Origin of the sequence: Nocardiopsis lucentensis DSM 44048 (assembly GCF_000341125.1) — a bacterium.
GTDB lineage: Bacteria > Actinomycetota > Actinomycetes > Streptosporangiales > Streptosporangiaceae > Nocardiopsis > Nocardiopsis lucentensis.
Genome location: NZ_ANBC01000168.1, coordinates 13,881 through 22,352 on the forward strand (window position 1 = coordinate 13,881; position 8,472 = coordinate 22,352).

The 8,472-nt window shown below is 72.2% G+C and carries 7 protein-coding genes and 1 pseudogene (1 of these 8 cut by a window edge); 5 read left to right on the forward strand and 3 right to left on the reverse strand.

Annotated elements, in window-relative coordinates:
• Positions 1-214: pseudogene (locus D471_RS33160) on the forward strand (thiamine pyrophosphate-binding protein) (its annotated part extends 1,277 nt beyond the left edge of the window); the annotation flags it as partial.
• 289 nt (positions 215-503) lie between these two features.
• Positions 504-1,946 carry an aminobutyraldehyde dehydrogenase gene (locus D471_RS0105575; RefSeq protein WP_026127442.1) on the forward strand — a complete coding sequence of 481 codons (1,443 nt, stop codon included), beginning with the start codon at positions 504-506 and terminating at the stop codon, positions 1,944-1,946.
• 12 nt (positions 1,947-1,958) lie between these two features.
• Here the strand turns inward: D471_RS0105575 and D471_RS0105580 are convergent, their stop codons facing one another.
• Entirely contained in the window at positions 1,959-2,600 is a 642-nt protein-coding gene (locus tag D471_RS0105580; protein WP_083924120.1) for a TetR/AcrR family transcriptional regulator, read from the reverse strand.
• A 219-nt stretch (positions 2,601-2,819) separates the two neighbouring features.
• Positions 2,820-3,647 carry a dimethylargininase gene (gene ddaH / locus D471_RS0105585; RefSeq protein WP_017597718.1) on the reverse strand — a complete coding sequence of 276 codons (828 nt, stop codon included), beginning with the start codon at positions 3,645-3,647 and terminating at the stop codon, positions 2,820-2,822.
• A gap of 250 nt (positions 3,648-3,897) precedes the next feature.
• Between ddaH and D471_RS0105590 the strand changes: the two genes are divergently transcribed.
• On the forward strand, positions 3,898-4,992 hold the full coding sequence (locus D471_RS0105590) for an alcohol dehydrogenase catalytic domain-containing protein (RefSeq protein WP_017597719.1): 1,095 nt from the start codon (positions 3,898-3,900) through the stop codon (positions 4,990-4,992).
• A 4-nt stretch (positions 4,993-4,996) separates the two neighbouring features.
• On the opposite strand, the gene D471_RS37530 is transcribed toward D471_RS0105590, so the two are convergent.
• Positions 4,997-5,857, reverse strand: coding sequence for a hypothetical protein (locus D471_RS37530; RefSeq protein WP_017597720.1), 861 nt, complete (start codon positions 5,855-5,857; stop codon positions 4,997-4,999).
• 206 nt (positions 5,858-6,063) lie between these two features.
• On the opposite strand from D471_RS37530, the gene D471_RS0105600 reads away from it, so the two are divergent.
• Complete coding sequence (locus D471_RS0105600) at positions 6,064-7,728, forward strand: FAD-binding dehydrogenase (protein ID WP_017597721.1); 1,665 nt, start codon at positions 6,064-6,066, stop codon at positions 7,726-7,728.
• Between the two features lie 492 nt (positions 7,729-8,220).
• Positions 8,221-8,472, forward strand: a 252-nt coding sequence (locus D471_RS0105610) for an RRXRR domain-containing protein (RefSeq protein ID WP_026127443.1), incomplete at its 3' end; no start/stop codon positions are given.

Genomic DNA, 8,472 nt, shown 5'->3' on the forward strand with positions numbered 1-8,472 from the left:
GGTCTCCGGCGACGGCGGCGCGATGTACTCGGTCGCGGAGCTGGCCGCGGCGCGCCAGCACGACCTGGACGTGACGTGGCTGATCGTCGACGACGGAGGCTACGGCGTGCTGCGCGAGTACATGGAGGACGCGTTCGGCGAGGCCACGCACACCGAACTGGCCCGCCCGGACTTCGCCGCCCTGGCCGCGGCGTTCGGCGTCCCGGCCACGGTCACCGCCCCGGAGCGGCTGCGCGCGGACCTGTCCGCCGCCCTGGCCCGGCCCGGCCCGGCCCGGCCGTGGTCGTGCTGCCCATGGTCCTGGAGCTGTTCGCGCCCACCCACCTGTGACCGTGTCACCGAACCCGTCGCCGTCACGTTCTCACCCGAACCGCGGTGGTCGGCTCGAAGGGTCCGCGAGGGTCCCCTCAGCCGGAAGCGACGACGCAGCGGGCGCGCCCGACGGCGCGCCGACCCACGCAACTCATTCGCACACCACCGAACAAGGAAAGACGAAGGACGCCATGCGCATCCACGAGTTCGACACGCTGCCCAGCCTCATCGACGGCGAGCCCGTCCTGCCCGCCGACGGCCGGGCGCTGGACCTGGTCGACCCGGTGACCGGCCGCGTCAGCGGCCGGGCCGGGGTCTGTGGGACCGCCGAGGTGGAGTCCGCCATGGCCTCCTCGCTCACGGCGTTCCGGTCCTGGCGCAAGGAGGCCGGCCCGGGCCGCCGCCAGGACGCCCTCCTGGCCATCGCCGACGCCCTGGCCGCCCGCGCCGAGGAGTTCGCCGACGCCGAGTGCCGTGAGACCGGCAAGCCCCGTTCCTCCATGCTGGAGGAGGAGATCCCGTTCTGCGTGGACACGCTGCGCTTCTTCGCCGGGTCCGCCCGCCACCTGGAGGGCCGGGCCGCGGCCGAGTACGTCGGGGGACGCACCTCGTGGATCCGCCGCGAGCCGGTGGGCGTGTGCGTGGGCATCACCCCGTGGAACTACCCGCTGATGATGGCGGTCTGGAAGATCGGTCCGGCCCTGGCCGCCGGGAACACGGTGGTGCTCAAGCCCGCCGAGACCACCCCGACCACCACGGTCATGCTCGCCGAGATCGCCGCCGAGGTGCTTCCCGCGGGCGTGGTGAACACGGTCGTGGGCGACCGCGACACGGGCCGGGCGCTGGTCGAGCACCCGGCCGCGCGTCTGGTCTCGGTCACCGGTTCCACCCGCGCCGGGACACAGGTGGCGCGCACGGCCTCCGACGACCTCAAGCTCCTGCACCTTGAACTCGGCGGCAACGCGCCGGTGCTGGTCTTCGACGACGTCGACCTGGCCGAGACCGCCTCCGGAGTGGTCGCGGGCGCCTACCTCAACGCGGGGCAGGACTGCACCGCCGCGACCCGCGTGATCGTGCACGAACGCGTCCACGACGCGTTCGTGGCCGAGCTGTCGGCCCAGGCCGCCACGCTGGTCACCGGTAAGCCCTCGACCGAGGCCGGCGACTTCGGCCCGCTCAACAACGCCGACCAGTTCGCCCGGGTGACGGGGCTGCTGGAGCGCCTGCCCGAGCACGCGGTCGTGGAGACCGGCGGCCACCGTGTGGGTGCGGCCGGGTTCTTCCTGGCCCCCACGGTCGTGTCGGGCCTGCGCGCCGAGGACGAGATCGTCCGTGAGGAGATCTTCGGTCCCGTGGTCACCGTGCAGCGGTTCGCCGACGAGGACGAGGCCGTGGCGCTGGCCAACGGTGTCGACCAGGGGTTGGCGTCCTCGGTGTGGACCGCCGACCACGCCCGCGCCCTGCGGGTCAGCGCGGACCTGGACTTCGGCGCCGTGTGGATCAACGGGCACGGTGAGCTCACGTCGGAGATGCCACACGGCGGGTTCAAGCACTCGGGTTACGGCAAGGACCTGTCCGCCTACAGCCTGGAGGACTACACCCGGGTCAAGCACGTGATGAGTTCGCTGGGTTGATCTCGGCCGGTGTCAGTGGGCGGTCGCCGCGTGTCGGGGGCGCAGGTGTGACCTGGTGAGCTCGCTGACGTGCCCGGCCAGGGCGTCGGGGGTCTCCTCCGGGTGCTCCAGGAGCCAGTCGGCGCAGGCGTCGGCGGTGCTGACCGCCACGCGTGCCAGGAGCTGGGCGTCCTTGGGGTCGAGGAGGCACCCGGCGCCGTCGGGTGCGTCGGCGCCGGTGCAGGCCGTGACGAGGGCGACGACCTCGGCCAGCACGCGGTCCCGGGCCCGGGAGACCTCGCCCGCGAAGGGTCCGGCCTGGGAGGAGGTCCGCCGGTACAGGACGGTCCAGCTGTCGCGGTTGTCGGTGACGAAGGTGAAGAAGGCGTGGAGTCCCCGCCGCAGGGGGTCGGCTCCGATGGGGGATTGGGGGTCGCGGACGGCGGCGCGGATGGCCGCGACGAGGCGGTCGGCCTCGCGGCGCACGCAGGCGGTGAAGATCCCTTCCTTGGACCCCAGGTAGTGGTACACGGTGGGTTTGGAGGTACCGGCCGCCTCCGCGATCTCCTCGACGCGTACCGTGTGGTAGTCGCCTCGGGAGAACGCGGTGACGGCGGCGTCGATCATCTGCTGTTCCCGGACACGACGCGGAAGTCGGCGCTGTTTGGTCTTCACGTTTTCGACCCTATTGGTCCGGACCGCCTGGGTCAGGGGCCCTGGGGAAGCCGCGGCTCGACCGTCGTGACCCCACGATCTCGGACACGGACGCTGACCTGTGACTACCGGTAAGTCCACTCTGACACAGAGTGGCATTTCCCACATCGGTGGAGGTTTGAACGACCGGAATCCGCACGTGTGTGCGCCGGACACGAGCCGCCACGCCGCCCACTTCGGTCACGCTCGCGCGTCGCGCAACTCCAGGGTGCAGCATTTGGCGCCGCCCCCGGCCTTGCGCAGCTCGTCGAGTTCGACGGGGTGCACGGTGTAGCCGATGGCGCGGAGCCGGTCGGCGAGCGCGGTCGCCTCGGCCGCGATGACCACGTCGCCGCCGGAGCACACGGAGTTGAGGCCGAGCACCGCGGCGTCCTCCTCGGTGGCGATGAGGGCGTCGGGGTAGAGGGAGCGCAGGACCCGCTGGCTACCCGCGGAGAAGGCGCCGGGATAGTAGGCGATCTGCTCCCCGGAGAGCGCGAACAGCGCGGTGTCCAGATGGTAGAAGCGGGGATCGACCAGTTGCAGTGTGACGACGGGTCGGCCCAGGAAGCGCTCGGCCTCCACGTGGGCGGCGGCCTCGGTGCGAAAGCCCGTGGCGGCCAGGACCACGCCGTCCAGGGTGATGAAGTCGCCCTCGCCCTCGTTGACGTGTTTGGGCTCGCTCGTCTCGGTGTAGCCCGCGGCGCGGAACCAGTCGAGGTAGGCGGGCCCCTCCGGGGTGCGTTCGGCGCTGGCGAACCGCGCTCCGTACACCCGTCCGTCCACGACCAGGGCGCCGTTGGCCGCGAAGACCATGTCGGGCAGCCCCTCGATGGGCACGATCTCGCTGACCCGGTGCCCCAGATCCAGGTAAAGGTCGCGCAGTGCCTCCCACTGGCGGATCGCGCGCTCTCGGTCGACCCCCGCCGCGGGGTCCATCCAGGGGTTGATCGCGTACTCGACGGCGAAGTACGTGGGACGGCACATCAGGTAGTGCCGCCGAACCGACGATCCGACCGGTCGCGCCATGGAACCTCCCTGTGTCGCGCACCGGTGGCCGCGCAGCCTCGGTGCCGCCTGTCCCGACCCTGGTCGGGTGAACGAAGGGGAGATACCCGGCGGCGGGGAAGCCCAATATAGGCACTTCCATAAACTCCCCACCAGAAGGAGACGCGGACCGCGACGCCCCGCGGCGGCGACGCGCCCGCCAGACCCCCTCTACCGACCGACCAGACGGTATTGCTACTGTCGCGGCAGTCCGTGATTGGAGAGCCCTCCCATGAGTACGACCGTCAAGGCCGCCGTCTTCACCGAGACCGGAGCCCCGCCGAGCATCCGCGACCTGGTCCTGCCCGATCCCGGCCCGGGGGAGGTCCGGGTGCGCGTCGCCGCGGCCGGGGTGTGCCACTCCGACCTGTCCCTGGCCAACGGCACCCTGCCCCAGCCCTGGCCCGCCGTGCTCGGCCACGAGGGCGCGGGCACCGTCGAGGCGCTCGGCGAGGGGGTGACCGGGGTGACGCCGGGGCAGCAGGTGATCCTCAACTGGGCGCCGCCGTGCCGGGAGTGCTGGTTCTGCGGGCAGGGCGAGCCGCACCTGTGCGAGCACGCCCTGGACCGGGCCGGACGGCCCTACGCCGAGCTCACCGACGGCACCCCGGTCTACCCCGGACTGGGCACGGGGGCCTTCGCGGAGGCCACCGTGGTCCCCGCGGACGCCGTGGTGCCGCTGCCCGACGGGATCGACCCCGCGGTCGCCGCCGTCCTCGGCTGCGCGGTACTCACCGGGTGGGGCGCGGTGGCCAACTCGGCGCGGGTGCGCGAGGGACAGTCGGCGGTGGTCCTGGGGTTGGGCGGCGTGGGGCTGTCGGTCCTGCAGGCCGCCCGTCTGGCGGGGGCCGACCCGTTGATCGCGGTGGACGCCTCCCCCGCCAAGGAGGAGCTGGCCCGCGCCCTGGGCGCGACCGACTTCCTGGTGGCCGACGACTCCCTGACCAAGGCCGTACGCGGACTGACCGGGAGGCGGGGCGCGGACCACGCCTTCGAGGTGGTCGGCTCGGCGAAGGTGGTGCGCTCGGCGTGGAACGCGACGCGACGCGGCGGAACCGTCACCGTCGTGGGGGTCGGGGCGCTGGACGACGAGGTGTCGTTCAACGCCCTGGAGCTGTTCCACCAGGCCAGGACGCTGCGCGGGTGTGTGTACGGATCCAGCGACCCGGCCCGTGACATCCCCGTGCTCGCCGACCTGGTGCGCTCGGGCGAGCTGGACCTGGCCTCGATGGTCACCGACGAGATCCCGCTGTCCGGAGTGCCCGGGGCCTTCGAGCGGATGCGTCAGGGCAGGGGCGGCAGGTCGCTGGTGCGGTTCGGCGCGTAGACCCTCAGGTGCGTGCCTTCGGGGTTGCGTCGCCGTCGTCGAGTCGCCACGTCATGACCGGTTCGTCCGGGACGGGCTCGGGGGCGGCGTCGGGCCCCCGGTAGGGCAGGGCCGCGAGCAGCACCGCGACGTACAGGCCCCACACCAGGAGCGGGGTGAGCAGGGACCCGACGAAGACGAACAGGTACCACCCCGTGGCGGTCGCTCCCACGAAGGCCGTGGTCGCGGCGCCCCGCCATCCCGCGTTGGACGCACCCCACAGGGTCAGCAGGCAGACGGTGACGAACGTGTTCCAGGCCGAGAGCCCGAAGCCGCTGGCGAGGAGGGGGATGACGACCCAGTGGACGCTGACCGTCCAACCCAGGAGCCAGGTCAGGGAGGACAGCACGGCGGCCCTTCGCTCCGCGGCGTCCTCCGGTAGGAGGGCGACCGTCGCGCGCGGAAGCCCGGCCTGGGCCTCACCGCGAAGGGTCCAGCCCGTGTACCGCCACAGAACCCAGGCCTGAAGGGCCATCGGGAAGAGGCGCAGAGCCAGGAAGGCGGCCCCGCACAGGACGACGGCCAGGAGGCCCGGTCGGTCGGCGAACCCGTGGAAGGCGGGCAGCGACAGTCCGATGTCGGCCGGGGTCACCGCCGAGGCGGTCCCGACGAACACCATGCCCACGAACATCTCCCCCAGGTACCACCACACGGTGGCCCGGTACAGGCGGACCAGGGGTGAGGAGCCGTCCGCGGGAGCGGACCGCCGAGCCGCACGGAACAGGGGGCGGAAGACGAGGGGCTGGGCGATCAGACACGCGATCAGCGCGAGGCCGATCGCCGTGGCGACCGGACCGGGCTCGAAGGTCGGGGGATGGAAGTACACGGGGGATTCTCTCGACTGGGGGACGTGACCCGGATGACCAGCGAGAATGGACCACCCGAGTGAATCCGGACATAGTGCCACGAACCCGACTCCTTGTCACACCCTGACAAACCCTGTGGCGCGGGACACACACCTCCCTTGTCATGGCGGGCTCCCCTGGGCACAGTCGTCGTCATCGCGCCCGACCGTCGAGGGGAAGTGTCCGGATGAGCAGTGCAGCCGAGCAGGCCGACGTGATCGTGGTCGGAGCGGGACTGGCCGGGCTGGTCGCGACCGCCGAACTGGCCGACGCCGGTAAGCGGGTGGTCCTGCTCGACCAGGAACCCGAGGCGTCCCTGGGCGGGCAGGCGCACTGGTCGTTCGGCGGGCTGTTCTTCGTGGACTCCCCCGAACAGCGCCGCATGGGGATCCGCGACTCCAGGGAGCTGGCCCTCCAGGACTGGATGGGCACGGCCGCCTTCGACCGCCCCGAGGACGAGTGGCCGCGCCGGTGGGCGGAGGCCTACGTGGACTTCGCCGCCGGGGAGAAGCGGGCGTGGCTGCACGCGCAGGGGCTGCGGATCTTCCCGCTGGTCGGGTGGGCCGAACGCGGCGGCCACCTGGCCGGGGGGCACGGCAACTCGGTGCCCCGTTTCCACATCACGTGGGGCACGGGGCCGGGGGTCGTGGCGCCCTTCGAGCGCAGGGTGCGCGCGGCCGTCGAGCGCGGCCTGGTCTCGTTGCGCTTCCGCCACCGGGTGGACGACCTGACGGTCGCGGACGGGACCGTCACGGGGGTGCGCGGCGCGGTCCTGGCGCCCAGCGACACCCCGCGCGGGGAGGCCAGCAACCGGGACGTGGTCGGCGGGTTCGAGCTGGGCGCGCAGGCGGTGATCGTCACCTCCGGCGGGATCGGCGCCAACCACGACCTGGTGCGCGAGAACTGGCCCGAGCGGCTGGGCACCCCGCCCGAGCACATGCTCTCCGGGGTCCCCGAACACGTGGACGGGCGCATGCTCGCCATCACCGAACGGGCGGGCGGGCGGATCATCAACCCCGACCGGATGTGGCACTACACCGAGGGCATCCAGAACTGGGACCCGATCTGGGCGCGGCACGGGATCCGGATCCTGCCGGGGCCGTCGTCGCTGTGGCTGGACGCGACCGGCAGGAGGATGCCCGCGCCGTGCTTCCCCGGGTTCGACACCCTGGGCACCCTGGACCACATCATGCGCACCGGCCACGAGTACACGTGGTTCGTGCTGTCGCAGAAGATCATCGAGAAGGAGTTCGGGCTGTCGGGCTCGGAGCAGAACCCGGACCTGACCGGCAAGAGCCTCAAGCTCGTGCTCCAGCGGGTGCTGCCCGGGGCTCCGGGGCCGGTGGAGGCGTTCAAGCGGCACGGCGCGGACTTCGTGGTGGCCGACCGGCTGCCGGAGCTCATCGGGAAGATGCGCGACCTGGCCGGAGACGGGGTGCTCGACGCCGAGACCGTCACCCGCGAGGTGGTCGCCCGCGACCGGGAGATGGTCAACCCCTTCACCAAGGACCTGCAGGTGATGACCATCCACGGCGCCCGTCAGTACAAGGGCGACAAGGTGGCCCGGGTGGCCGCGCCGCACCAGATCCTGGACCCCAAGGCGGGCCCGCTGATCGCGGTGCGGCTGCACATCCTCACCCGCAAGACGCTGGGCGGACTGCACACGGATCTGGACTCCCGGGTGCTGGGGGCCGACGGCGCCCCGCTCCCGGGGCTGTACGCGGCGGGCGAGGTCGCCGGGTTCGGCGGGGGCGGCGTGCACGGCTACCGGGCGCTGGAGGGCACCTTCCTGGGCGGGTGCCTCTTCTCCGGCCGCACGGCGGGACGGGCCGCGGCGGCGGCGTTGGGGTAGCGGACAGGCGATTCGGTTGCGGACCGGCAGCCGGAGGCGAAGAGGAGGGCCACTTATTCACGAATTTCGTGATTCCCGCCCCGCTACGGACAGTCACGCAATGCTGGTCTTCATGAGCTCAAAGAGAGGCATTATGAGTGTCGTAACGGGGTCCCGGTCCTGAAGGGCCGGGCTCTCCACCCGCGTGGTTGAGGGCCGCCGTTACCAGACCCGGCCATCACCCATGAGGAGGTGACCTCGATGGCCACGTTCCGCGCAGGACGGAAGACCCACCGGGCCGTGCTTCCCCAGCGGCCCGCTCTGGAATCCGCGCCAGCAGACACCCCCCGGATCGGGAACGAAACGGGGCGCGGAGACCACCATCCGGTGGTACCCGGTGCGGAACATGGTCGAGGGGAGACCGGTACCGCCCCACCCGGCGGTTCCGGCGTCACCCCCGCGCCCTCCGGGGCCGGGGAGCGGGGCCGTGAGGCCCATACCCCCCACCCTTTCGTGTTCGTCCTGGACGAACACGGAACACCGTTGCAGCCCTGCCCGCCCGCACGGGCGCGCAAGCTCCTGGCGAAAGGCCGAGCGGTCGTCCACCGGCGCACCCCCTTCACCATCCGGCTCAAGGACCGCGTCGCCGCCGACTCCCGGATCGACGGCGTCGAGATCGGCATCGACCCCGGGTCCAGGCACACCGGCATCGCCGTGTTCACGGAGGAAGCCGGGCAGCGGCGGGGCCGGTACAGCATCCGGCTC

Coding starts and splice junctions, on each gene's coding strand:
- D471_RS0105575 (WP_026127442.1), top strand. CDS start 504: ATGCGCATCCACGAGTTCGACACGCTGCCCAGCCTCATCGACGGCGAG.
- D471_RS0105600 (WP_017597721.1), top strand. CDS start 6,064: ATGAGCAGTGCAGCCGAGCAGGCCGACGTGATCGTGGTCGGAGCGGGA.
- D471_RS0105590 (WP_017597719.1), top strand. CDS start 3,898: ATGAGTACGACCGTCAAGGCCGCCGTCTTCACCGAGACCGGAGCCCCG.
- ddaH (WP_017597718.1), bottom strand. CDS start 3,647: ATGGCGCGACCGGTCGGATCGTCGGTTCGGCGGCACTACCTGATGTGC.